The organism is Kribbella sp. NBC_01510 (assembly GCF_045040325.1).
Classification (GTDB): domain Bacteria; phylum Actinomycetota; class Actinomycetes; order Propionibacteriales; family Kribbellaceae; genus Kribbella.
In genome coordinates this window covers 9,043,218-9,066,096 of record NZ_CP109418.1, presented here as the reverse complement: position 1 = coordinate 9,066,096, position 22,879 = coordinate 9,043,218, and the positions used below count along the sequence as shown (strand labels likewise).

The window sequence follows — 22,879 nt, the reverse complement described above, 5'->3', positions numbered from 1 at the left end:
CATGACCGAGCATCCAGGCGAGCAGTTCCCGCCGGACGTGGACCCCGACGTCGAGCCGGGCTTCGCACCGGACCCGTCAGAGGAAGCACCCGCCCTCCCCGACTACGACACCGAACCGGGCCCGCAGAACCACGCGTACGCCGAGGCCGAGGTCGACACCGAAGCAGCCTTCGAAGCGTCGCTGGACGAATCAGCCGCCGGTGAGACGGCTGAGGAGCACGCGCATGTGGACCCGGCCGAGGTGGAGTTCGGTCCCGAGTTCGCGCGGTCCCCGGGCCAGGAACACGAACACTCCTTCCTGGCCGAGTCCGCCGAGGATCCCGCTCCGCGCGAGCAGGGACATCCTCTCGTGGAGGAGACGATGTCCCGGCTGGACGAGTTGCGCGACCGGCCGGTGAGCGAGCACGCCGAGGTGTACGCCGACCTGCACGAGCGACTGCAGAGCGCCCTGGTCGAGGCCGACGCCGAGCACGGTGACCGAGGCCAGACGGTCTGAGTGGCCAAGGGAGTCAAGCGATCGCGGCTCGACGCCGAGTTGGTACGACGCGGTCTCGCGCGGTCTCGTGAGCACGCGAGCGACCTGATCGCGGCCGGCAAGGTGAAGGTGTCCGGGACCGTGGCCACCAAGCCCGCGACCGGTGTCGGCGCCGACGCACCGATTCTCGTCGACACGTCCGGGACGGACGACCCCGGCTATGCGAGCCGTGGTGCGCACAAACTGATCGGTGCCCTCGAAGCCTTCGACCAGGTGCAGGTCAAGGGCCGCCGATGCCTCGACGCGGGCGCGTCCACCGGCGGATTCACCGACGTACTGCTCCGCAACGAAGCAGCTCACGTGATCGCTGTCGACGTCGGCTACGGCCAGCTGGTGTGGTCGTTGCAGACCGACGAGCGCGTCACGGTGATGGACCGGACCAACGTCCGCATGCTGACCCTCGACGCCATCGGTGGTGAACCGGTCGATCTCGTCGTCAGCGACCTCAGCTTCATCTCGCTCACGCTCGTGCTCCCGGCGCTGATCGGCGTCGCGAAGCCGGACGGTGACCTGGTGCTGATGGTGAAACCGCAGTTCGAGGTCGGTAAGGAGCGGCTCGGCAAAGGCGGCGTCGTCCGCGACCCGGAGTTGCGCGCCGACGCCGTACGCGGAGTGGCGGCCAGGGCTGTCGAGCTCGGGTGGGGAATCGCGGGCGTCGCGGCCAGCCCGTTGCCTGGTCCGTCAGGAAATGTCGAATACTTCCTGTGGATACGCCGGTCAGCGTCGGCGCTCGATGAGACGATGCTCCAGACCGCTGTTCGGAGCGGTCCACAGTGAGAGGTGGGGTCGTTGGTGGGTGAGCACGAGCCGCGGCGCGTGCTGCTGGTGACGCACACCGGGCGGGAACTGGCGGTGGAGGTGGCGCGCGAGGCACACCGGCTGCTGACCGGCGCCGGGATGCAGGTCCGGCTGCTCGGCGACGAGGCCGAGGCGCTCAAGCTCGACCCGGTGGAGATCGTCGACGACCACGAGAAGGCGGCGCTGGACGTCGAGCTGATCATGGTGCTCGGCGGCGACGGCTCGATCCTGCGCGGCGCCGAGCTGGCCCGCCCGCACGGTACGCCGGTGCTCGGGGTGAACCTCGGTCACGTCGGGTTCCTGGCGGAGGCCGAGGTGGACGACCTGGAGCGGATCGTCCAGGTGGTGGTGGACCGCAGCTACACGGTCGAGGAGCGGATGACGCTGGCCGTCGAGGTCCGGCTGGCCGGCGAGCTGATCTTCGACACCTGGGCGCTGAACGAGGCGAGTGTGGAGAAGGCGGCCCGCGAGCGGATGCTCGAGGTGCTGGTGGAGGTCGACGACCGCCCGCTGTCCCGCTGGGGCTGCGACGGCGTCGTGGTGGCGACCCCCACCGGGAGTACGGCGTACGCGTTCTCCGCGGGTGGTCCGATCGTCTGGCCCGAGGTCGAGGCGATCCTGATGGTGCCGCTCAGCGCGCACGCACTGTTCTCCCGGCCGATCGTGGTGGCGCCGACGTCGCGGCTGTCGATCGAGCTGATCCCGTCCTGGCACGGGCGCGGTGTGCTGTGGTGTGACGGCCGCCGGATGGTCGAGGTGCCGCCGGGCGCCGAGATCGAGGTGCGGCGCGGCACCACCCCGGTCCGGCTGGCCCGGGCGCACGAGGCGCCCTTCACCGACCGGCTGGTGGCGAAGTTCGATCTCCCGGTGCTCGGCTGGCGTGGCGCCGCCGAACGCAAACGCAACGGCAACAGCCAACAGGAGAAGACCTGATGCTCTCCGAAATCCGCATCACCGGATTGGGCGTGATCGAGGACGCCACGCTGGACCTCGATCCGGGGTTCACCGCGGTCACCGGCGAGACCGGGGCCGGCAAGACGATGGTCGTGACCGGGGTGAACATGCTGCTCGGCGGCCGGGCGGACAGCGGCCTGGTGCGGCACGGCACCCGCCGGGCGCGGGTCGAAGGCCGGGCCAGCGGCGTACCGAAGTCGATCGTGCAGCAGGCCGAGGACCGTGGCGGTGAGCTGGACGACGACGAGTTGCTGATCGCCCGCGAGCTCTCCGCGGAGGGCCGGTCCCGGGCGTTCCTCGGCGGCGCGTCCGTCCCGGTGTCCGTGCTGGGTGAGGTCTCCGGCGATCTGGTCGCGATCCACGGCCAGGCCGACCAATGGCGTCTGCTGCAGCCCGCGCGGCAACGCGAAACCCTGGACACGTTCGCCGGCAAACCCCTGCTCGTGCCCCTGCAGGAGTACGCCGCGGCCTACAAGCGGCACCGCGAGGTCGAGGCCGAGCTGACCGAGCTGACCACCCGGCAGCGCGATCGCCTCGCCGAGGCCGACCTGCTCCGCTTCGGCCTGGACGAGGTCGCGAAGGCCGAGCCCTTGCCGGGCGAGGACATCGAGCTCGCCGCCGAGGAGGACCGCCTCGCGTACGCCGACGGCCTGCGGACCGCGGCCACCACGGCAGCCGACGCCCTCGCCACCGAGGACATGGACTCCACCCGGCCGAACGACGTGATCGGGCTGCTCGCTCTGACCAAGCAGGTCCTGGATGCGGAGCGCCGGCACGACCCCAAGCTGGCCGAGCTTGCGGATCGGGCCGGCGAGCTCGGGTACCTGGCCGCCGATCTGGTCGGCGAACTGTCGTCGTACGCCGCTGATGTCGACACCGACCCGGCTCGGCTGGCGGTGGTGAGCGAGCGGCGCTCCTTGCTGACCGGTCTGGTTCGCAAGTACGGCGCTGAGCATGGCACCGTGGACGAGGTTCTCGAATGGACGAAGCGGTCCGCGGCTCGCCTGGTCGAGCTGGACGGTAGCGATGAGCGAGTCGAGTTGCTCACCGCTGAGCTGGCTGAACTGGACGCGAGGCTCGCCGACCTGGGCCGGCAGATGCGCGAGGCCCGGATCGAGGCCGCGGAGCGGCTCGGCGTTCTGGTGTCCGAGGAGCTGACCGGCCTGGCGATGCCGCACGCGAAGCTGTCGGTCGAGGTGCACGAGACCACGGCCGGACCGTTCGGGATCGACGAGGTCGAGTTCTGCTTCGCGGCGAACCCGGGGAGCCCGGCGCGCCCACTCCAGAAGGCCGCGTCCGGCGGTGAACTCTCCCGGGTGATGCTCGCGCTCGAGGTGATCCTGTCCGACACGCACCCGGTGCCGACGCTGGTGTTCGACGAGATCGACGCCGGGATCGGCGGCCGCGCCGCGGTCGAGGTGGGCAAGCGCCTGGCCCGGCTGGCGGAGAAGACCCAGGTGATCGTGGTGACGCACCTGCCGCAGGTGGCCGCGTTCGCGGACCGTCACGCCATGGTGCTGAAGAGCGACGACGGCTCGGTCACGACGAGTGGTCTGGTCGCGCTCGACGACGATGCCCGGCTGAAGGAACTGTCGCGGATGATGGCCGGCCTGGAGAACTCCGACGCCGCCCAGGCCCATGCGGAGGAACTCCTCGCCCTCGCCGCGGAGCGCCACAAACCCCGGCGAAAGAAGCGCTGAACCCCGCCGCATTTCGTTCGAAAGGACGACTTTGACGCAGCGTTACTGTTATTTCAGTGCGTGAACAAGGGCCTGCCCGGGTAAATGACCAGGGAAGGGGCTCTTGACATGGCAGGATGAGAGCGCGATGAAACTGCCCAGCCTGCGGAGAGCGCGACCTACTGAACTGCCCGGGACCGCCGGAGTGGTCCGGCTCGATCGGCGTACCAAGAATCTCACGAAACGGCTGAAGCCGGGCGAGATCGCGGTCATCGACCATGTCGATCTGGACCGGGTCAGCGCCGAGGCGCTGGTCGACTGCAAGGTCGCCGCGGTGGTGAACGTCGCCGACTCGATCAGCGGCCGCTATCCGAACCTCGGCCCGGAGATCCTCGTCGAGGCCGGGATCCCGCTGGTCGACGGGGTCGGCCGCGAGGTGTTCTCGATCCTGCACGAGGGCGAGCGGGTGCGGCTGCACGAGGGCTCGCTCTACCGCGGCGAGGAAGTCGTCGCCAAGGGCGTCACCCAGGACAGCCAGACCGTGGCGGAGCTGATGGACGAAGCCCGGTCCGGGCTGTCCAGCCAGCTCGAGGCCTTCACCGCCAACACCCTCGAGTACCTGCGGCGCGAACGCGACCTGCTGCTCGACGGCGTCGGGGTCCCCGAGATCCACACGCCGATGGACGGCAAGCACGTGCTGATCGTGGTCCGCGGGTACGACTACCGCGAGGACCTGGTCGCCCTGCGGTCGTACATCCGCGAGTACCGGCCGGTGCTGATCGGGGTCGACGGCGGCGCCGACGCCCTGGTGGAGAACGGGTACGCCCCGGACCTGATCGTCGGCGACATGGACTCGGTGCGGGACGACACGCTGAAGAGCGGCGCCGAGGTGGTCGTGCACGCGTACCGCGACGGCCGCGCGCCCGGCTCGGAGCGGCTGGAGCGGCTCGGGGTCGACTCGATCGAGTTCCCGGCCACCGGCACCAGCGAGGATGTCGCGATGCTGCTGGCCGACTCCAAGGGTGCCTCGCTGATCGTCGCGGTCGGCACGCACAACTCGCTGGTGGAGTTCCTCGACAAAGGGCGCTCCGGGATGGCGAGCACCTTCATCACCCGGCTGCGGGTCGGTGCCAAGCTGGTGGACGCCAAGGGTGTCGGCCGGCTCTACCGCAGCCGTGTGTCGACCTTCCAGGTGGTCGCGCTGGCCGTGGCCGGCCTGTTCGCACTCGGCATGGCGTTGGTCGCGATCGGCGCCGACGACGTGCTCTGGTCGATCCTGCGGGCGCGCTGGAGCGACTTCGTCTACTGGATCCGGGAGCTGTTCACGTGATCGACTTTCGCTACCACATCGTCTCGATCGTGGCGATCTTCTTCGCCCTGGGCGCCGGTGTGGTGCTCGGTTCCGGCCCGCTGAAGGGCGCCGGCAACGAGCTCGTCCAGGCCCAGGCCGAGAAGGACCGGCAGCAGCTGGCCGACGCGCGGGCCGAGCTGGTGCAGGTGAAGGCCCTGGACAAGTACCGCGACGACTTCGTCGCCAAGGTCACCACCGGGCTGACCGACGGCAAGCTGACCGGCAAGAAGATCGTGGTCGTGACGATGCCGAACGCCGACGGCGACCTGACCACGTCGATCCAGGACGAGCTGGAGAAGGCCGGCGGCCAGGTGACCACGAAGGTGGCGCTGGACGCCAAGCTCTTCGACCCCGGTCAGCGTCAGCTGGTCGAGTCGCTGGTCACCCAGCTTGTCACCGCGGACATCCAGTTCCCGGCCGACAGTACGACGTACCAGCGGGCCGGACTGATCCTGGCCCGGGGGGTCGCGGCCAAGGAGGAAGGCAGGACGGCCGACGCGGACTCGACCAAGATCCTCAGCGGACTGACCGGCGCGAAGCTGTTGTCGCTGAAGCCGTCGCAGATCAAGGACCGGGCCACCTTGTTCGTCGTCGTGGCCGCCAAGCCGCCGACGCCGACGCCGGACAACTCGACGTACAACGACTCCGTCGACTTCATCCAGGGTCTGGATGAGGGCAGCGGCGGTGTCGTCGTGGCCGGTACGCCGGAGACCGCGCAGAACGGCGGTCTGATCAAGGCCTTGCGGAGTGACTCCGAGGCGTCCAAGATCGTTTCCTCGGTGGACGTGGCCGACCTCCCCTCCGGGCAGATGACAGTCGTCTTCGCGCTGGTCGAGCAGGCGAGTGGCAAGGCGGGGCACTACGGCGCCATCGACGCGAAGAACGGCGTCGCGCCGTCGGCCGTACAGACGAAGGACAACTGACGTGGGAATTCTCAGCGCTGCCGTCGCGGCAGCCGCCACCGCCGCGCTCGAACGCGCCGCGGAGAAGCTGCCCAAGGAGAACCGGGAGCTGTTCGAGCGGACCAACCATCGCGGTGAGCCGGTCACGTTGCTGGAGGGACCGATCGCGGTCCTCGGCGCGCTGGCCGGGGTCGCGGCGTCGAAGTCCGACGGCAAGGTCAAGGCGGCCGCGCTGCTCGCGGGCTCGGTGTCGGGTGCGGTCGGTGCGTACGACGATCTGCGCGGCACCGCGCAGGCCAAGGGTTTCCGCGGCCACTTCGGCGCGTTGAAGCGTGGCGAAGTGACCAGCGGCGCGGTGAAGATCCTCGGCGTCGGTGCGGTCGGCCTGGCCGCCGCGGCGCTGCTGCCGCGCAGGTCCAGTGGCGTGAAGGCGGTCGCCGGAATCGTTGCCGACGGCGCCTTGATCGCCGGCACCGCCAACCTGACCAACCTGCTCGACCTGCGTCCCGGGCGTGCGCTGAAGGCGGTCGCCGCGGTGAACGCGCCGCTCGCGGTCGTGAACGGCCCGGCCGGCGCGGTCGTCGGAGCGGCTATGGCCTCTGCCCCGTCCGACCTCGGCGAGCGTTCGATGCTGGGCGACTGCGGCGCGAACGGCCTCGGCGCCATCACCGGTACGGCGCTCGCCGCATCGCTCCCGCGGCCACTCAAGACGCTGGTGCTGGGCGCGGTCGTCGCGCTGAACCTGGCGAGCGAGAAGGTCAGCTTCACCAAGGTCATCGCAGGCAACCCGGTCCTGGACAAGATCGACCAGTGGGGCCGACGACCCAGGTGAGCGAAGACGGCTCGGCCGGCCGGCCGAGCGCGGGAGCGCGCGTAGCGCAGGCGGCTCTGCTCATTGCCGGGATCACCGTGCTCGCCCGAGTGGCCGGCTTCGGCCGCTGGCTCGTCTTCTCGAAGACCGTCGGGGCCGGTTGTCTCGCCGAGGCCTACACCACAGCGAATCAGCTGCCGAACATCCTGTTCGAGGTGGTCGCCGGCGGAGCGCTGGCCGGTGTGGTCATCCCGGTGCTGGCCGGCCCGGTGGCGCGGGGCGACCGAGCCGCGCAGGGGCGCATCATCGGCGCACTCTTCTCGTGGTCCTTCCTCCTGCTGGCGCCGTTCGCCTTGCTGGCTTGGGTTCTTGCAGGTAGGTACTCGGACGCGATGCTGGACCCCGGCGCGGAGTGCGGTGGTTCGGTGGCGACTGCGACGCGGATGCTGGCGATCTTCGTGCCGCAGGTATTCGGCTACGCGATCGCCGTGATCGCGACCGCGGTTCTCCAATCCCACAGGCGTTTCGCGGCCGGTGCGTTGGCGCCACTGATTTCGAGCCTGGTGGTCATTGCCACCTACTTCCTGTTCGCAGCCGCGGCGCCTGACGCCGACGCCGCCTCACGGAGTGCCGCCGGCCTGCTGGCCTGGGGTACGACGGCCGGAGTGGCCGCACTGGCGCTCACAGTCCTCGTGCCGATGCTGTTCCTGCGCCTGCCGATCAGACCCACACTGCGACTGGACCCTGGCGTCGGGCCGGTGCTTCGAAGGCTCGCATTGGCCGGCCTGGCGGTCCTGATCGCACAGCAGCTCACCTTCGTCGTCACCACCTACCTGGCCAACCACAGGGGCGTTGCGGGCAGCATTGCCGTCTACACCTGGGCCAACGCGATCTACCTGCTCCCGTACGCCGTACTCGCGGTGCCGATCACCACGGCGGTGTTCCCGCGACTCGCAGCGACGCATGAGACAAGGGAGCGCTTCGACTTCTACGCGTCGGGCTCGACGCGCGCGGTGATGCTGGCCGGCGGTGCGGGAGCAGCCTTGCTGGTCGGGACCGCTGTCCCGGTGGCACGCATCTTCGCGTACGACGACGGCACGGTGCACGAGGCCACGGCGTCTTCGCTGGCTCACGCGCTGGTCGCCTTCGCACCTGCTGCCATCGGTTTCGCGGTCCTGATGCATGTCGGCCGCGTGCTCTACGCGCGGCACTCCGGTCGCGAGATGGCCATCGTGACGTCGGCGGCCTGGGTGCTGGTCGCCGTTGCCGGAGTGGTGCTGACAGCCGAGTGGGACGCGGTGCCGGCGTTGGCAGCAGCCATGTCGGTAGGCATGGTGGCAGGCGCTGTTGTCCTACTCGTCGTCCTGCAGCGTGAAGCCGGGCCTGGTGTGCTGTCCGGACTGACCCGTGCCACCCTTGCCGCAGTGGTCGGCGCGGCGCTGGCCGGTGCTGCAGGCTGGGCGGTCGCCCTGCCGGCCGACGACGCCGGAGTGGGCGAGGCACTCGTGTTCGGCGTGCTATCGGGTCTGGCGGTTGTCATCGTGTACGCCGCGGTCGCGGTGGTCCTGGATCGCGCGGATGCCCGCGCACTGTTCCGTCGGCGTCTGGTGGAGGAGAAGCAATGAGGATCGGGCTGCTGCTCGCGGAGTCGCGCGGCGGGATCGGGCAGCACGTCGCCTCGCTCGTGCCCCGCTTCATCGACGCCGGGCACGAGGTGGTCGTGTGTGCGCCGCCAGGCACCGCGGAGCACTTCGACTTCGGCGCCGCGACGATCGTCACGCAGGCGCCGGCGCTGCGTGGGTCCGATGTGATCCATGCGCACGGCTATCGCGCCGGCATGGCCGCACTGCGGGACCGGTCGCGGTTGCGGCCGCTCGTAGTCAGCTGGCACAACGCGGTGATCGCACCCGGACCGCGTGGGCTCGTGATGCGGTTGGGCCAGCGCCTGGTCGCCAGGGGCGCGGATCTGACTCTGGGCGCCTCCAGCGACCTCGTGGACCTGGCGAAGAGCTTGGGCGCCCGGGACGCTCGCCTCGCGCCTGTTGCGGCTCCTGCGATGCCTCAGGTCCGCACATCGGCTGCGGACGTGCGCCAGGCACTGGGCGTGGGCCAACAGCCCCTGGTCCTCACGGTGGGTCGGTTGGCTCCGCAGAAGGACTATCCGACCCTGCTGTCCGTCGCTGCCCGGGTGCACGAGTCGACTCCGGACGCCGTGTTCGTGGTCGTCGGTGACGGCCCGCTGCGCGAGAACCTGCAGGCCCGGATCGACGCCGAGCAACTGCCGGTGCGGCTGCTCGGACATCGGTCCGATGTCGCCGATCTTCTGGGTGCCGCCGATGTGTTCTTGCTCACATCGCACTGGGAGGCCCGGGCCCTGGTGATCCAGGAGGCGATGCAGGTCGGCGTACCGGTGGTGGCGACCGCGGTCGGTGGCATCCCCGAGCTGGTCGAGGGCAGCGCTGTCCTCGCGTTTCCCGGTGACGCGGACGGGTTGGCCGACGGCGTTCGGGCGGTGCTGGCGGAGCCCGAGACCGCGAACGGTATGCGGACGCAGGGCCGGGAGTTGGCCGCCAGATGGCCGGACGAGGACGCGGTGGCGAAGAATCTGCTGGACATCTATGCGGGTCTCGTCGCGACCAGGGGTTGACAAGAGGTAGGCTGAAGGCCCGTGGACAGGGCTTCGAACTTCCAGCAGACCAAGCACGTTTTCGTCACCGGTGGTGTGGCGTCCAGCCTCGGCAAGGGGCTGACAGCGTCAAGCCTCGGCAGTCTGCTGACGGCACGGGGCATCCGGGTGACCATGCAGAAGCTGGATCCGTATCTCAATGTGGATCCCGGCACCATGAACCCGTTCCAGCACGGCGAGGTGTTCGTCACCAACGACGGCGCCGAGACCGACCTGGACATCGGGCACTACGAGCGCTTCCTTGACCGGGACCTCTCCCAGGTCGCCAACGTGACCACCGGACAGGTCTACTCGAGCGTGATCGCCAAGGAGCGGCGTGGCGAGTACCTCGGTGACACCGTCCAGGTGATCCCGCACATCACCAACGAGATCAAGGAACGGATGCTGGCGATGGCCGGCCCGGACGTGGACGTCGTACTCCACGAGATCGGCGGCACGGTCGGCGACATCGAGTCGCTGCCGTTCCTGGAGGCGGCCCGGCAGGTCCGGCACGACGTCGGCCGCGACAACGTGTTCTTCCTGCACATCTCGCTGGTCCCGTACCTCGCCCCGAGCGGCGAGCTGAAGACCAAGCCGACCCAGCACTCGGTCGCCGCGCTGCGCTCGATCGGTATCGCACCGGACGCGGTCGTCTGCCGCGCCGACCGGCCGATCCCGGACGGGGTCAAGCGGAAGATCTCGCTGATGTGCGACGTCGACCAGGAGGCCGTGGTGGCCGCCGTCGACTCGCCGAGCATCTACGACATCCCCAAGGTGCTGCACACCGAGGGCCTCGACGCGTACGTCGTCCGCCGCCTGAACCTGCCGTTCCGCGACGTCGACTGGACCCGCTGGGACGAGCTGCTCCGGGTCGTGCACCACCCGAAGGACGACGTCACGGTCGCGCTGGTCGGCAAGTACATCGACCTTCCGGACGCGTACCTGTCGGTCGCGGAGGCGCTGCGGGCCGGCGGCTTCGACAACGACGCGCGGGTGAACCTGCGCTGGATCGCCTCCGACGAGTGCGCCACGCCGGAGGCGGCCGCGCGGCTGCTCGGTGACGTCGACGCGATCTGCATCCCGGGCGGGTTCGGCGTCCGCGGCATCGAGGGCAAGATCGGCGCGATCCGGTTCGCCCGCGAGCAGGGCATCCCGATCCTCGGTCTGTGCCTCGGCCTGCAGTGCATGGTGATCGAGGTGGCCCGCGACCTGGCCGGCCTGGTGGACGCGAACTCCAGCGAGTTCGACCCGGATGCCGAGCAGCCGGTGATCGCGACGATGGAGGAGCAGAAGGACATCGTGTCCGGCTCCGGCGACCTGGGCGGCACCATGCGGCTCGGCCTCTATCCGGCGAACCTTGCCGACGGCTCGATCGTCCGCGGCCTGTACGGCGCCCCGTCCGTGCAGGAGCGGCACCGGCACCGCTACGAGGTCAACAACGCGTACCGGGACAAGCTGGAGACCGCCGGACTGGTGTTCAGCGGACTGTCGCCGGACAACGAGCTGGTCGAGTTCATCGAGCTGGACCGCTTGCTGCACCCGTACTTCGTGGCGACGCAGGCCCACCCGGAGCTGCGGTCCCGGCCGACCAAGCCGCACCCGCTGTTCTCCGGGTTGATCGCGGCCGCCCTGGTCCGCCAGCGCGAGTCCCGGCTCCCGGTCGAGGAGCCTGCCGTCACGAAGAAGGCCGCGGCCGGCAAGACCGCGGTCAAGACTCGATGAAGGACCACCCAGAACTGCGGTTCGGTGCCGGTCTGGCCGACGTCCGTGAGCAGTGGCCGGTCTCCTCGTCGGAGGTCGTGCACACGACCGGTCGAGTGATCTCGGTACGGCGCGACACCGTCGCCCCACCGGGTCAGGACTCGTTCGTGCGCGATGTCGTCGTACACCCCGGTGCGGTGGGTGTGGTTGCCCTGGACGAGGACAACCGGATGCTGCTGGTGCGCCAGTACCGGCATCCGGTCGGCTACCGGCTGCTCGAGCCACCGGCCGGACTGCTCGACGTGCACGGGGAGCAGTACCGCCTGGGCGGTGAGCGCGAGCTGTGGGAGGAGACCGCGACCAAGGCCGCCGACTGGCGCATCCTGGTCGACGCGTTCACCTCGCCGGGCATGACCACCGAAGCGATCCGCATCTTCCTGGCCCGCGACCTGTCACCCGACGACGAGTCCTACGACCGCCTCCACGAGGAGGCCGACATGGAAACCGTGTGGGCCCCCCTGATCGACGTCGTCGGCGCCGTCCTGGCCGGCCACCTCCAGAACCCCATCCTCGTGATGGGCTCCCTCGCCGCCTGGACCGCCCTCAACGGCCCCGGCTTCGAATCCCTCCGTCCCGCCGACTCACCCTGGCCTGCCAAGGACCGCTAGAGCACGACTTTGGTCCCGTGCGGTAGAGGCCTAGGTCCCTGCCCAACGGTCCCGCCCGCGCGGACTCTGGGAGCAACAGCGGGTTCCGCGGAGGTGACCAGATGAAGGGCAGCTACATCCACTGGGGCGTCATCCAGATTTCGGTGACGAACCTGGTGATTATCGTGGCGATGATCGTGATCTTCGGACTGGCCCTCGTCGTCCCGTTCCCGACGGGCCGTTCGGACGATGACGACGAGGCCGGATCATGACCTCGGTCGCGAGCCGCGCGGCGGCCGGGGGACAATCGCAGCCGGAGTCACGGAACTGGACAGCCCGTCTCCGCGCCCGGCTCGGACGAACGGTCCCACCCGGTCAGCTGTTGCCGGACCGGCAACCGGCGTACGTCAACTCCTGGATCTATGTCTTCGGTGCGCTGACACTGGCCGCTTTGCTGACGGTGCTGGCCTCTGGGGTGGTGCTGACGCTGGGCGGTGCGGCCTGGTGGCATACGTCGTCGGTCGGGCACTTCGTGAACTCGCTGCATCTGTGGAGCGTGGAGCTGTTCTTCGCCTTCATGGTGATCCACCTGTGGGGGAAGTTCTTCATGGCCGCATGGCGCGGGCGGCGGGCGCTGACCTGGATGACCGGGGTCGTCGCGTTCCTGGGTTCCATCGGCACCGCGTTCACCGGATACCTGTCGCAGTCGAATTTCGACGCGCAGTGGATCGGTGGTCAGGCGAAGGACGGCCTCAACTCGGTCGGCATCGGTGCTTGGTTCAATGTGCTCAATCCGGGTCAGATGCTGCTGTGGCACGTCGCTCTGCTTCCCGGGTTGCTGGGGATCCTGGTGGTCGCGCATGTCGTGCTGGTCCGCCGGCACGGTGTCGTCCCGCCGCTCGACGCGGAGTCGCCGACCGCGGTGAAGCCTGACGAGTCCGACGAGGAGGGCGTGCGATGAACGCGACCTCCACACCGCACCGGGCCGCGCGACGCGACCGGACCCCGGATGCGCACGACTTTCCCACCCGCTCCTACGACCTGGTGAAGGAGTTCGTCCTGGCGCTGGCCGTCGTGGTCGTCCTGACGGTTCTCCTGGCGGTGGTGTTCTCGTCACCCGACGAGAAGTCGATCAGCCTGGCGGACTGGGCCAACAATGCACCGAACGACGTTGTGGCGACTGCCGCCGGTGAGCTGGCCGGCACGACCACGAGTGCCGAGTACGGCGCGCCGTACAACACCGCCGGGTCCGGACAGGTCCTGGGTCCGCTCGCGCTGCAGCGGTGGGCAGGGGTGCGGATCCCGGTCGACTCCCCGCAGGATCTGGTCATCGCACCGCTGAGCGGTGTGAGTGGCGACCCCGCGCTGACAAGCGCACTGGCCCGCTGGAATGCGGCGACCCCTGAGCAGCGGCAGGCCTGGGCCGCGACCTATGCCGACGCGCTGGCCGCAGCACCGGACACCAACGCCTCCGCTATCCCGGTCGTGCCCGCCGAAGGCCCGGTTCCGGTCCTGACGGCGAGCTTCCTGCGGTTGGCCCGGAGCGGCGGACTCGAAGGCGCACTAGATGCCAAGGGCAACTTCTACAAGGGCGATGCGACGCGTGGCCTGTTACTGCTGTCCGACGGCGCCTACCTGGAGGACCAGGCGCGGGCGCGGAATCTCGGTGGCGACCAGTGGGGCATGATGAACGAGACCGGGAACTACCCGGGACAGCCCTGGATGTGGCTCTACACGTTCTGGTACCAGGTCAAACCGTTCTCGACCTCGGACAACGCCGACGCCCAGGTCTGGGCGCTGATGATGGTGCTGTCCCTCGGGTTGGTGCTCGTGCCGTTCATCCCCGGGATCCGCTCGATCCCGCGGTGGGTACCGATCCACCGGCTCGTCTGGCGCGACTACTACCGTCAGCACCCTCGCCGCTGACCCAGCCCGGGCCGGGAGGGGCTTGAGGCAGGGAGTCAGGCTCCGCATCTTCACGCTGGCCACCGGCTCAGGCCCGTGATCGCGTAGCCCACTCGAGTGGGGAAAGAAACTTGCACCAGGCGCCGAATAGTTTCCCCACCGGCGCGAACCGGTCGGGCTCGGCCGTCAGTGCCGCCCGAGGCCGACCGGCTCGCCGCCACCTTCGCTGAGGGCGGCGGCGACCAGCCGTGCGTTCGCTGCGAACTCCTCAGCGGGCAGCTTCGGCAACATGTCGTCCCAGGCCGCGATCATGGCTCCACGCAACTGCATCATCCCGGCCGGCCGCGCGAGGAACCAGACGTGGAAGTGCTCGCTCCCATCGCCCCACCGGTTGAAATGCGTCCGCCCCACGCTGTCGATCCGCTGGATCGCGCCGGCCACGCGCTGGATCATCGGCCCGAGCGTGGCGGTCAACTCCGGCGGCAGGTTGTCGAGCCGGTAGTGCTCGCGCGGTTCGAGCAGTGCGACCATCGGCAGGCCGCTCAGCTGGAACCCGGCCTTGAGACTCCACTGCTCGTCCGCCCAGATCGCGTACCCGTCCGGATCCGCACACTTCGGGCACGCATCCCCGCCGGGCTCTCCGCGCCGCGGCGGCTCCGGAAGCACCGGGTCGGCCAGCGGCACCACCTGGATGTCGCCCTCGAACGGGAAGAACGGTCCGCCCAGCAACGGCTCGGCTGACATGCGTTCGCCGTACGGAAGCCTGCGGTGGTAGTCGGACGGGAGTTCGGTCATGCGCACATTCTGCCTGCCGGCCGTCTCACGTTCGCAGCGGTCGGATCGAGCAGCGGACAGCGATACGTACACTAACGATTCGTACACTAATCAATGAGGAGGAACGATGGCGCGAGAGCAGGTGCTGGTCGACGGTGACTGGCTGGAGAAGCGGCTGGACGACCCCGCCGTGGTGGTCTTCGAGGTGGACGAGAACAGCCAGGCGCACGCCGATCGGCACATCCCCGGCGCGCTCGCCCTCGACTGGCGCGCCGACCTGCAGGACCCGCTCCGCCGGGACCTGATCGGCCAGGACGCCTTCGAGGAACTGCTGACCACGCACCAGGTCACGCCGGACGACACCGTGATCCTGTACGGCGGGGACAACAACTGGTTCGCGGCCTACGCGTACTGGTATTTCAAGCTCTACGGTCATCGGGACGTGCGCCTCCTCGACGGAGGCACCAAGCGCTGGCAGCTCGATGGACGAGTGCTGACGGATGCGCCGGCCGCCCGTACGCGCACGCCCCGGCCGGCCGCCTACCAGGCCCAGCCCGCGGACGCGAACCTGCGGGCCTACCGCGACGACGTGATCGCCGCCATCGGCCGGGACAGCATCCTCGACGTCCGGTCGCCGGCGGAGTTCTCCGGCGAGATCCTGGCGCCGGCGCACTTCCCGCAGGAGCAGCCGCAGGTCCCCGGGCACGTCCCCGGCGCGGTCAACGTGCCGTGGTCCCAGGCCGTGGCAGACGACGGCACCTTCCTCGCCGACGAACGGCTTCGCGAGCTGTACGCCGGTGCCGGGCTCTCGCTGACCGGACCCGGCGAGGCCGCCGCCGACATCGTCGTCTACTGCCGGATCGGTGAGCGCAGTGCGCACAGCTGGTTCGTCCTGCACGAGCTCCTGGACCAGCCGTCGGTCCGGAACTACGACGGCTCCTGGGTCGAGTACGGCTCGCTGATCGGCGTACCGGTCGAGCTGTGACCCGGCCTGTACGGGCGTTGCAGCGAGGTGCAACGCCCGTGCAACAGGCCGGCGGACCATCTGATCACGACCCCTCAGCTCCGGGAGATCAGATGAGCATCGCCAGGGAACGACACTGGACCACCGACCTCGTCACAGCCTTGTGCCAGCAGCTCTACGCCCTGGCACGACGCGAGGAGGAAGCCGCCGCCAACCTTGCCTCGCGGACGCCGTACTGGGCGTCGCTCCCGCCGTCGGTCGAGGCACATCGCGTGGCGGCCCGGCTGCTGCGCGACGATGCGGACCGCCTCGAGTTCGAGTCCCGTCCCTGGGGCGTCCCGATCTGAGGAGGTGGACCCATGCTGATCGAAAGCTCAGAGGTCGACCAGGTGGTGCTGGTGTGCGGCTCGGACGATTGTGGCGGCCGCGAAGCTGACCACGAGTCCGAGACTGTCGCGTACTGGGAGACGCCCGACTCCGGTACCCTGGTCACCCGGAAAACCTGCCGCCGGTGCAGCCTGGCGACGATCATCCGGCGATGGGTCGGGCCCGCCCGTCCGCCGTCGCACGACTGCGGCTACTACAGCGACTCCTCTGGTCTCTGCTCCTACTGCACCTGCTGATGGTTGCTTGGCCGAGCCTGGCCCAACTCCGGCACGACCTGGTGATGCGGGTCCGTACCTCGACCGCCCTCGTCGACGAGTGCTTGACGCGGATCGCCGAGCTCGACCCGCGGCTGGGCGCCGTACTGGCATTGAATCCGCAGGCGGGAAGCGACGCCGCGGCGGCCGACGAGCAGCTCCGGCGGACGGGCGAACCGCTCGGCCCGTTGCACGGCATTCCGATCCTGGTGAAGGACGTGTTCGAGACGCGAAGGATTCCCACGAGCTTCGGGTGCCGCGCCTTTCGCGACTACGTTCCGGCAGACGACGCGGAGGTCGTACGGCGACTGAGGTCAGCCGGAGCCATCATCCTCGGCAAGACCGCGACCCCGGACTTCGCGATGTCGTGGCTGTCCGACTCGTCCACCGGGCTCGACACCGTCAACAGTCGATCGGAATGGCATGAGGCCGGCGGCTCGAGCAGTGGATCCGCGGTGGCCGTTGCGGCTGGGCTCGCACCGGTAGCGCTTGGGTCCGATACGGGAGGGTCCGTGCGGGTGCCGGCCTCGTTCAACGGGGTCGTCGGGATGCGTCCGACGACAGGCCTCGTACGGACGCGTGGGATGGCCGCACTCGTGTCGATGCAGGACACCCCGGGTCCGCTCGCCAGGTGCGTCGATGATGCCGCGGTCCTGCTGGAAGTGCTGGCGGGTAAGCGATGGGACGAACCTCCGCGGCGGCTGGAAAGCTACCGGCTCGGTGCGCTCGTGTTCCCCGACTGTCCGATGGAATGGGACGGCTCAGAGCAGGTGTCTGCGGTATTCGACGATGCACTCGCTCGTCTGCGCTCCTGCGGGGTTCAGATCGTCGACCGGGTCCAGGTGCCGAAGCTCGGGGACCTCCTTCGGGACAGCTCGCCGTACCTGGTGGCGGCGCGGGAGGACATCGACGCCTTCTTGGCCTCGCGTGGCGGCAGATCCTTCAGCGACCTGTACGAAGAGGGTGTCTTCCCTGAGGGAATGGATCTCGCCGAGTTGCTCGCGACGCGGTCGTCACCTGGAGCTCAGGCCCGGGCCGAGCTGCAGGCCGCGCGGAGTCGGCTGCGTAAAACGGTCGTGGACGTGATGGCGGGTCAGGGATTGGACGCCCTCGTCTACCCGACCGTTCGGGTGCCGGCGCCGCGGCGGGATCGCGATCGGTTGCGACTGCCGAGTCGGCGGCTGCCGGTCAACACCCTGATCGCATCACAGGCGGATCTGCCGGCGCTGACCTTGCCGGTGGGCAGAACGGACGAAGGGCTGCCGGTCGGCCTGGAGTTGCTGGGACGGCCGGCTGCGGACGCGGCTTTGCTGAGCCTGGCACGCCTGGTCGAGCACGCCTTGGCCTGAGTCCGTGAAGCGGCGGCTGCAACGGCTCCCTTCGGTCGACCGAACCCAACCACTTGAAGGGATCTCCCCTCAAGATGCCCCCCTTCTCCGCCCGAAATACCGCGAGAGGGGCAAGATCAGGGGAGATCCCCCCTGAAATGGCGCTCGCTGGTCGCGGCGTGAGTGGTCGGCGGTCTGCGCGTGTTGGTCGGAGGACGGACCCAGATCCGGTGACCTGGGGCACCCGGTGGTGTGGGCCGGTGTGGTGCAGCTCGAAGTATCGGCCGGGCCCTGCCCGGGCCGGCCGGTTTCACGCCTGAATACCTCCGCCGACCAGTTGCGCTGAACCGACACTTCCTGTCGACCTTGCACCCCAGCCACCCGAACCTCACCAGCCAGGCCGGATCCCGGACCTCCGCCCACATCACCCACACATCCAGCAGCAGAGCCTGAAATGAGGCTGTTCTGCTCGATGGCTGGGTGGTGGCATCTGCCGTGTCGTGGTTAGCGGGCGAGCCCCAGGACCGGTGACCTGAGACGGCCTGTGGTCCGGTCGCGGGCCTCGGTTCCCGGCGTCCGGTCGGCAGCGCCCAGACGCCCGGCCGCCGGGGTTCCGGCATGCTGCGCCGCCAGGGGGTGTTGCTCGGCGCGATTGCCGCGACCCTGGACAGGTACCGGGGACCTCGGACACCGCACAGCCTGTCCGAGGCCCCCACATGGTGTCCCAGGCCCCGCGGATCGCCACCGGCCCCACCCGCCGCCACAACGAACCCATCCAGCCACTGCACCTGCCCGCCCCTGTGCGGCCGGTCCGGCTGCGAAGGCTGCCGACGGTGCGGCCGGTCCGGCTGCGGAGGCTGTCGAGGGTGCGGCCGGAGGCTGGCGGCGTGCCGGCGCGACAGGAGGTGTCCGCTCCGGCCCCGGCGTGGCCGGCCGGAGCCAGGCGTGAATGCCTCCTCCGACCAGCACCCCTGGACCGACACCACCTGTCGAGCTGGCACGCCCAGCCGACCTCGCCCACACATCCAGCAGAAGAGCCTGAAATGATGCCCAGCTCATGGACGCTGGACCGCTGGTGTCAGCGAACACAGCATGTCGTCCACGGATCCTGGCTTAGATGCCTAGCCGACGTTCGAGAGCCGTCCATGCAGCGGGGTCCGTGGCGAGCGGTCGATCGTGGTCGCGGGCGTGCCAAGCAGCCGACACGACGGCTCGGAGGAGCCGGTGCCGCGCGACAGGACGCCGTACGGACAGCACGCCTTCCGGTGAGATCGCGACCGCCTCGTCGGGCTCGGGTCGCCGATGCAGGCCAGGTTGCAGCAGACCCGACAGGTCGAACGCGAAGTACGTCGGCCTCGCGTCGGCCTCGGCGAACGCCAGGTCACGCAGGCTGCTCGCCCCGCCCAGCACGAACAGCGAGTCCATTCCGGCCGATCGCGCGCCGACGATGTCGGTGTCCAGCCGGTCGCCGACCATGATGGCTTCGGACCGGTCGCACCCGAGCCGTGAGCATGCGAGCTCGAACAACGCCGTACCCGGCTTGCCCGTCACGTGCGGAGCGGCAGTCGTCGTGGTCTGTACGGCTCCGACGAACGCGCCGTTGCCCGGCGCCAGACCGCGGGAGGTCGGCACCGTCGCGTCGAGGTTCGTCGCCACCCAGATCGCGCCGGCCTGGGCCAGGTAGGCCACCTCGGCCAGGTCGCGCCAGGTCACGTCCTGCCCGGCGCCTTGCACCACAGCTTCCACCGACGTCCCACTGCCGAGCTCGGCGACCCGAACTGCCGTCAGGCCTGCCTCGGTGAGGGCGTCGGCAACGCCCGGTCCGCCCACGGCCAGAACTGGCGCACCGGGCGCAAGCCGTCCAGCGACGTACGCCGCGGCCGCCTGCGAGCTGGTGACGACCGACCAGCCGTCGTCGGTGAGCCCCAGCTCGCGCAGATGTGTCCGGGCCGCTGTGGGCGTCCGGGATGCGTTGTTGGTCGCGAACACCACCGGGACTTCTCCGGCAACCATCGAGTTCAAGCTCGGGATCGCACCCGGCACCGCCTGCGCACCGCGGTACACCACGCCGTCCAGGTCGCAGATCACCCCGCGGTACTTCGCCAGCAGCGGCTGAGACCTGTCAATGACGGCCGCGTCGTGGACGTGGCTCACGAACGCGCCCCGCTGGAGACGAGAGCGGCGGCGACGGATTCGCTGGCCCGCTTGCAGTTCTGCAGCAGGACGCGTCCACTCTCGGCCGCGTTCTGCGCGCGTCCCCAGGCCTCGGCCGCCTCGGCGACCAGCGAACGTGAGAACCCGTAGGTCACCTGCCAGGGATGGCCCGGGTCCGCGGCGATGGCCTGCAAGCGCGCGCAGGCCTGGTCGAGTGGTTGCCCACCGGAGAGCAGCAGTACGCCGGGAGTCTGGGCCGGCACGCCCTTCTCCAAGAGAGCCGTGGTCAGGCGGGCGACCTGCTCGGAGTCCACGGGCACCGGGTTCGAGAGGCCGGGGATGACCATGTTGATCCGCAACAGCAGCCGGCTGGGATCGACACCGACCCGGTCGAGCTCGGCGCGCAGGGCGAGCAACGCGTTGGTCGTGACGGCCTGACTGACGGTAATGCTGGAGGCGCCGAGCTCCGGCATGGCGATAGTGAGGACGGGAAGAATCCCCGCCGCCTGCGCCGCCGCCGCTCCCCGGGCGAGCACCTCCGCACCGATGTGGACAGAGCCCAGGGGAACGTCGAGCGGTGACAGGTTCTCGCGCCACTCGGCGAACGCCGCGCCGCGCCCGGCCAGGTGCGCCAGGGAGATCTCCGGCGTCGTCATGCGTACGCCGATCAACGGCCGGCTCCCGCTGGGACGCAGCGCGGCGAACGCCTCGGGTGTCAGAAGGACGGCGGAGACGTAGTCGCCCAGGCCTTCCGTGTGCAGTACTGCCTCGGTGAACCTGTGGGCCCGGTCCGCGCCGACGAGGGCCTCGGCGTACTCGTCGACGACAAGCATTCCCTTGGGTGGTTCCAGGATCGTGGCTGCGGTCTCGTCGATGGTGCGCATTGGGGCCTCCCGGCAACGAACGTGCGGCGTGCCACCGACGCTAGTCAGCAGTGCGTACGTCCCGATTCACCCTTAGGGCTGAGTGTGTGGGTGAGCTGGTGATCGGCTACCACCCCTGCGGTCACCCCTCGGGTGGATGCCGACGGGACGCGGTGCTGGTGTGCTCGAACAGTCCACCCCCGCCGCGAGGAGCGCCCATGCTGACTGAACGCCCGACGCTGACGCAGTTCCTGACCGAGGAACGGCGTCGTCACCCTGGTTCGACCGCCGACGTCGACGCGCTGATCCTCGACGTCGCGCTGGCCTGCAAGGCGATCTCGCAGCGGATCGCGTCCGGCGCGCTGGCCGGCGTGCTCGGCGCCGCCGGGGCCACGAACGTGCAGGGCGAACAGCAGCAGAAGCTCGACGTACTGGCGAACGAGATCTTCCTGCGCACCAACGAATGGGGTGGGTTGCTCGCCGGGATGGCGTCGGAGGAGCTCGAGGCGCCCTACGCGATCCCTACGCGGTATCCGCGCGGCGACTGCCTGCTCGTGTTCGACCCGCTCGACGGCTCCTCGAACATCGACGTCAACGTGTCGGTCGGGAGCATCTTCTCGATCCTGCGCGCGCCCGGGTCCGGCGCCGAGCTCGAGGACTTCCTCCAGCCCGGCACCGAACAGGTTGCCGGCGGCTACGCGATCTACGGCCCGTCGACCCTGCTGGTCCTCACGGTCGGCACCGGCGTGCACGCCTTCACCTTGGATCCCGCCCTGGGCGAGTTCTTCCTGACCCGGCAGGACATCACGGTGCCGGAGTCGACCAAGGAGTTCGCGATCAACAGCTCGAACAGCCGGTTCTGGGAGCCCGCCGTACGGCGCTATATCGACGAATGCCTGGCTGGGTCGACGGGCCCGCGGGAGAAGGACTTCAACATGCGCTGGGTCGCGTCACTGGTGGCCGAGACGCACCGGATCCTGACCCGCGGCGGCGTGTTCCTGTACCCGCGTGACACCAAGGATCCCGCGCAGGAAGGGCGGCTCCGGCTGCTCTACGAGGCCAACCCGATCGCCTTCCTGATCGAACAGGCCGGCGGCCGTGCCTCGACCGGACGTGAGCGCGTGCTCGAGGTCCGGCCGACCGGGCTGCACCAGCGGACCGGGTTCGTCTTCGGCTCGCGCGAGGAGGTCGACCGGATCGAGCGGTACCACGCCGAGTACGGCGCCGATCCCGAGGAGCAGAGCAACCCGTTGTACGGCTTCCGCGGCCTGTACCGCGCCACCGCCTGAGGAGTTGATCCCATGTCAGCCAAGCACCCCGTCGTCGCGATCACCGGCTCGTCCGGAGCCGGAACCACCTCGGTGATGCGGACCTTCGAGCAGATCTTCCGGCGTGAGCAGGTGCGGGCCGCGTTCGTGGAGGGCGACAGCTTTCACCGCTACGACCGGATGGGGATGAAGGAGCAGATGTCCCGGGCGTTCGCCGAGGGGGATCACACCTTCAGCCACTTCGGCCCGGACGCCAACCTGTTCGAGGAGCTCGAGGCACTGTTCCGCGAGTACGGCGAAACCGGGGGCGGCCGGGTGCGCAAGTACCTGCACGACGAGCCGGAGGCCGCGCCGTTCGGACAGGACCCCGGCACCTTCACACCGTGGGCGGATCTGCCGGACGACACCGACCTGCTGTTCTACGAGGGTCTGCACGGCGCGGTCGTCACGGAGAAGGTCGACGTCGCACAGCACGCGGATCTGCTGATCGGTGTCGTGCCGGTGATCAACCTGGAGTGGACGCAGAAACTGCACCGGGACAAGGCCATGCGTGGCTATTCCACCGAGGCGGTGACGGAGACGATCCTGCGGCGGATGCACGACTACGTGAACTACATGTGCCCGCAGTTCTCCCGCACCCACGTCAACTTCCAGCGCGTCCCCGTGGTCGACACGTCCAACCCGTTCATCGCGCGGACGATCCCGGCGCCGGACGAGTCGATGCTCGTGATCCGGTTCAAGGATTCGCACGGGATCGATTTCCCTTACCTGCTGTCGATGCTGCACGACTCGTTCATGTCGCGGCCGAACACCATCGTCTGCCCCGGCGGAAAGATGGATCTGGCCATGCAGCTGATCTTCACCCCGATGCTGTGGCGGTTGCTCGAGCGCCGCGACAAGACCCGCTGACGTCCATCGTTCCCCGTCCACTCTGGAGGT

23 protein-coding genes are annotated in these 22,879 nt (G+C 69.4%); 20 read left to right on the top strand and 3 right to left on the bottom strand.

Annotated features, from left to right (window positions below; translation table 11 throughout):
* The first annotated feature begins 1 nt into the window (after window position 1).
* The 14 genes from OG558_RS44130 (at window position 2) to OG558_RS44065 (ending at window position 13,969) form a co-directional block, all read left to right on the top strand.
* A complete protein-coding gene (locus OG558_RS44130; RefSeq protein WP_405068361.1) occupies window positions 2-496 on the top strand; it encodes a hypothetical protein in 495 nt (164 codons plus the stop codon).
* Window positions 497-1,312 (top strand): TlyA family RNA methyltransferase, encoded by an 816-nt coding sequence (locus OG558_RS44125; protein ID WP_405068360.1) that lies wholly within the window; start codon window positions 497-499, stop codon window positions 1,310-1,312.
* Window positions 1,313-1,327: 15 nt separating this feature from the next.
* Entirely contained in the window at window positions 1,328-2,266 is a 939-nt protein-coding gene (locus tag OG558_RS44120; protein ID WP_405068358.1) for an NAD kinase, read from the top strand.
* Complete coding sequence (gene recN / locus OG558_RS44115; RefSeq protein ID WP_405068357.1) at window positions 2,266-3,987, top strand: DNA repair protein RecN; 1,722 nt, start codon at window positions 2,266-2,268, stop codon at window positions 3,985-3,987. The genes OG558_RS44120 and recN overlap by 1 nt, the downstream gene beginning before the upstream one ends.
* A 127-nt stretch (window positions 3,988-4,114) precedes the next feature.
* A complete protein-coding gene (steA, locus tag OG558_RS44110) occupies window positions 4,115-5,296 on the top strand; it encodes a putative cytokinetic ring protein SteA (RefSeq protein WP_328518946.1) in 1,182 nt (393 codons plus the stop codon).
* Window positions 5,293-6,240 (top strand): copper transporter, encoded by a 948-nt coding sequence (locus tag OG558_RS44105; RefSeq protein ID WP_329480459.1) that lies wholly within the window; start codon window positions 5,293-5,295, stop codon window positions 6,238-6,240. The genes steA and OG558_RS44105 overlap by 4 nt, the downstream gene beginning before the upstream one ends.
* 1 nt (window position 6,241) lies before the next feature.
* Window positions 6,242-7,051 (top strand): hypothetical protein, encoded by an 810-nt coding sequence (locus tag OG558_RS44100; RefSeq protein ID WP_405068356.1) that lies wholly within the window; start codon window positions 6,242-6,244, stop codon window positions 7,049-7,051.
* A complete protein-coding gene (murJ, locus tag OG558_RS44095; protein ID WP_405068355.1) occupies window positions 7,030-8,655 on the top strand; it encodes a murein biosynthesis integral membrane protein MurJ in 1,626 nt (541 codons plus the stop codon). The genes OG558_RS44100 and murJ overlap by 22 nt, the downstream gene beginning before the upstream one ends.
* Window positions 8,652-9,677 (top strand): glycosyltransferase family 4 protein, encoded by a 1,026-nt coding sequence (locus OG558_RS44090; RefSeq protein ID WP_405068354.1) that lies wholly within the window; start codon window positions 8,652-8,654, stop codon window positions 9,675-9,677. Before murJ ends, OG558_RS44090 begins: the two co-directional genes overlap by 4 nt.
* A gap of 21 nt (window positions 9,678-9,698) precedes the next feature.
* On the top strand, window positions 9,699-11,417 hold the full coding sequence (locus tag OG558_RS44085) for a CTP synthase (RefSeq protein WP_405068352.1): 1,719 nt from the start codon (window positions 9,699-9,701) through the stop codon (window positions 11,415-11,417).
* Window positions 11,414-12,064, top strand: coding sequence for an NUDIX hydrolase (locus OG558_RS44080; protein ID WP_329480449.1), 651 nt, complete (start codon window positions 11,414-11,416; stop codon window positions 12,062-12,064). Before OG558_RS44085 ends, OG558_RS44080 begins: the two co-directional genes overlap by 4 nt.
* Window positions 12,065-12,165: 101 nt before the next feature.
* A complete protein-coding gene (locus tag OG558_RS44075) occupies window positions 12,166-12,315 on the top strand; it encodes a hypothetical protein (RefSeq protein ID WP_405068351.1) in 150 nt (49 codons plus the stop codon).
* Window positions 12,312-13,004 (top strand): cytochrome b N-terminal domain-containing protein, encoded by a 693-nt coding sequence (locus tag OG558_RS44070; RefSeq protein WP_405068350.1) that lies wholly within the window; start codon window positions 12,312-12,314, stop codon window positions 13,002-13,004. Before OG558_RS44075 ends, OG558_RS44070 begins: the two co-directional genes overlap by 4 nt.
* Complete coding sequence (locus OG558_RS44065) at window positions 13,001-13,969, top strand: hypothetical protein (protein ID WP_405068349.1); 969 nt, start codon at window positions 13,001-13,003, stop codon at window positions 13,967-13,969. The genes OG558_RS44070 and OG558_RS44065 overlap by 4 nt, the downstream gene beginning before the upstream one ends.
* Window positions 13,970-14,134: 165 nt before the next feature.
* On the opposite strand, the gene OG558_RS44060 is transcribed toward OG558_RS44065, so the two are convergent.
* The gene (locus OG558_RS44060) at window positions 14,135-14,743 is read right to left on the bottom strand and encodes a hypothetical protein (protein ID WP_405068348.1); all 609 of its coding nucleotides are present in this window, start codon (window positions 14,741-14,743) and stop codon (window positions 14,135-14,137) included.
* Between the two features lie 106 nt (window positions 14,744-14,849).
* On the opposite strand from OG558_RS44060, the gene OG558_RS44055 reads away from it, so the two are divergent.
* The 4 genes from OG558_RS44055 to OG558_RS44040 all read left to right on the top strand — a co-directional run bounded on the left by OG558_RS44055 (window position 14,850) and on the right by OG558_RS44040 (window position 17,676).
* Window positions 14,850-15,707 (top strand): sulfurtransferase, encoded by an 858-nt coding sequence (locus tag OG558_RS44055; RefSeq protein WP_405068347.1) that lies wholly within the window; start codon window positions 14,850-14,852, stop codon window positions 15,705-15,707.
* A gap of 92 nt (window positions 15,708-15,799) precedes the next feature.
* The gene (locus OG558_RS44050; RefSeq protein ID WP_405068346.1) at window positions 15,800-16,033 is read left to right on the top strand and encodes a hypothetical protein; all 234 of its coding nucleotides are present in this window, start codon (window positions 15,800-15,802) and stop codon (window positions 16,031-16,033) included.
* Window positions 16,034-16,045: 12 nt separating this feature from the next.
* Complete coding sequence (locus OG558_RS44045) at window positions 16,046-16,309, top strand: hypothetical protein (RefSeq protein WP_329480437.1); 264 nt, start codon at window positions 16,046-16,048, stop codon at window positions 16,307-16,309.
* The gene (locus tag OG558_RS44040; protein WP_405068344.1) at window positions 16,309-17,676 is read left to right on the top strand and encodes an amidase; all 1,368 of its coding nucleotides are present in this window, start codon (window positions 16,309-16,311) and stop codon (window positions 17,674-17,676) included. Before OG558_RS44045 ends, OG558_RS44040 begins: the two co-directional genes overlap by 1 nt.
* Before the next feature lie 1,092 nt (window positions 17,677-18,768).
* On the opposite strand, the gene OG558_RS44035 is transcribed toward OG558_RS44040, so the two are convergent.
* Complete coding sequence (locus tag OG558_RS44035; protein ID WP_405068343.1) at window positions 18,769-19,809, bottom strand: HAD-IIA family hydrolase; 1,041 nt, start codon at window positions 19,807-19,809, stop codon at window positions 18,769-18,771.
* Entirely contained in the window at window positions 19,806-20,693 is an 888-nt protein-coding gene (locus OG558_RS44030; RefSeq protein ID WP_405068342.1) for a class I fructose-bisphosphate aldolase, read from the bottom strand. Before OG558_RS44030 ends, OG558_RS44035 begins: the two co-directional genes overlap by 4 nt.
* Window positions 20,694-20,890: 197 nt before the next feature.
* On the opposite strand from OG558_RS44030, the gene OG558_RS44025 reads away from it, so the two are divergent.
* Together OG558_RS44025 and OG558_RS44020 are read left to right on the top strand one after the other, a co-directional pair.
* A complete protein-coding gene (locus OG558_RS44025) occupies window positions 20,891-21,961 on the top strand; it encodes a class 1 fructose-bisphosphatase (RefSeq protein WP_405068341.1) in 1,071 nt (356 codons plus the stop codon).
* A 12-nt stretch (window positions 21,962-21,973) separates the two neighbouring features.
* Window positions 21,974-22,849, top strand: coding sequence for a phosphoribulokinase (locus OG558_RS44020; RefSeq protein ID WP_405068340.1), 876 nt, complete (start codon window positions 21,974-21,976; stop codon window positions 22,847-22,849).
* Window positions 22,850-22,879: the final 30 nt, after the last annotated feature.

Coding starts and splice junctions, on each gene's coding strand:
- OG558_RS44130 (WP_405068361.1), top strand. CDS start 2: ATGACCGAGCATCCAGGCGAGCAGTTCCCGCCGGACGTGGACCCCGAC.
- recN (WP_405068357.1), top strand. CDS start 2,266: ATGCTCTCCGAAATCCGCATCACCGGATTGGGCGTGATCGAGGACGCC.
- steA (WP_328518946.1), top strand. CDS start 4,115: ATGAAACTGCCCAGCCTGCGGAGAGCGCGACCTACTGAACTGCCCGGG.
- OG558_RS44090 (WP_405068354.1), top strand. CDS start 8,652: ATGAGGATCGGGCTGCTGCTCGCGGAGTCGCGCGGCGGGATCGGGCAG.
- OG558_RS44080 (WP_329480449.1), top strand. CDS start 11,414: ATGAAGGACCACCCAGAACTGCGGTTCGGTGCCGGTCTGGCCGACGTC.
- OG558_RS44075 (WP_405068351.1), top strand. CDS start 12,166: ATGAAGGGCAGCTACATCCACTGGGGCGTCATCCAGATTTCGGTGACG.
- OG558_RS44070 (WP_405068350.1), top strand. CDS start 12,312: ATGACCTCGGTCGCGAGCCGCGCGGCGGCCGGGGGACAATCGCAGCCG.
- OG558_RS44065 (WP_405068349.1), top strand. CDS start 13,001: ATGAACGCGACCTCCACACCGCACCGGGCCGCGCGACGCGACCGGACC.
- OG558_RS44060 (WP_405068348.1), bottom strand. CDS start 14,743: ATGACCGAACTCCCGTCCGACTACCACCGCAGGCTTCCGTACGGCGAA.
- OG558_RS44055 (WP_405068347.1), top strand. CDS start 14,850: ATGGCGCGAGAGCAGGTGCTGGTCGACGGTGACTGGCTGGAGAAGCGG.
- OG558_RS44050 (WP_405068346.1), top strand. CDS start 15,800: ATGAGCATCGCCAGGGAACGACACTGGACCACCGACCTCGTCACAGCC.
- OG558_RS44045 (WP_329480437.1), top strand. CDS start 16,046: ATGCTGATCGAAAGCTCAGAGGTCGACCAGGTGGTGCTGGTGTGCGGC.
- OG558_RS44040 (WP_405068344.1), top strand. CDS start 16,309: ATGGTTGCTTGGCCGAGCCTGGCCCAACTCCGGCACGACCTGGTGATG.
- OG558_RS44030 (WP_405068342.1), bottom strand. CDS start 20,693: ATGCGCACCATCGACGAGACCGCAGCCACGATCCTGGAACCACCCAAG.
- OG558_RS44025 (WP_405068341.1), top strand. CDS start 20,891: ATGCTGACTGAACGCCCGACGCTGACGCAGTTCCTGACCGAGGAACGG.
- OG558_RS44020 (WP_405068340.1), top strand. CDS start 21,974: ATGTCAGCCAAGCACCCCGTCGTCGCGATCACCGGCTCGTCCGGAGCC.